General features: G+C 47.8%; 1 protein-coding gene. It reads right to left on the bottom strand.

Going from position 1 to position 788, the window contains the following annotated elements; translation table 11 throughout:
* Window positions 1–788: hypothetical protein (locus RIF36_RS12930; protein ID WP_350149358.1), on the bottom strand; the 788-nt coding region annotated here is incomplete at both ends.

The raw sequence follows: 788 nt of genomic DNA, 5'->3' as shown, positions 1-788 counted from the left end.
AAAACTATTGGAGGTTGGTCCCCCATTGTTATAACCGCCACCAATGTAAAAATCCTGATTATTGGCCGTGGCATCATCGGAGTTGTTATTGGAGAAAAGCACTTCTCCGTTTTTACTCACCGCTTTCCTGGTGCCATTGGGCGTAGTTAAGGCGGTGCTGGTACCTAAGGTCCATAAATTGGCTTCCCCATAATTGGCCTGCCAGTTACCATTGATTCGGCCTATGCCTCCGTTTTGTCCAAAGTCAAAATAAATATTGTCATTGCTCCAGGGCAAAAGTGCGGTTAGGATTTGGCCCGAACCGTTCATGTCTTCAAATAGCAGTGTATTGGTGGTGCTGCTGTTATCCGCCTTACTGACCGCATAAATCCAGAGCTCATCGTAAAGACCCGAACCCATAATGCCATTGGTGATTTCCAGGTACTCTGAATTAGCTCTGTCAAAATCAAGCACCGGATTAAAATTGATCTCGCTGTTTAATAAGTCGGGGGAATTGCCCGTAGCAGTAGCATCAAAACCCAGTCCACTCTGATCGGCCCAATCACTGACCGGTGTGCTTCCCGTTACCCCACTATCGGCCCTGAGCCATAACTGCAGATTGCCCACCACATTAGCCGGGCCTTGCAATGCGCCTTTGATCAGTCCTAGCGTTATGTAATCCCCATCCGAGATATTGGCAATCCCCGAAAAGGTCAGATCGCTTCCCACCAGTACCCCGCCGGATATGGTATGATCAATGGAAGATGAAAAATCAGAGCTGCTGTTGATCAGCAATCGGTAATCACTTG

Origin of the sequence: Imperialibacter sp., assembly GCF_040222815.1 — a bacterium.
GTDB lineage: Bacteria > Bacteroidota > Bacteroidia > Cytophagales > Cyclobacteriaceae > Imperialibacter.
Note: the sequence above shows the minus strand (reverse complement) of the source record. Positions and strands in the feature narration are given on the sequence as shown.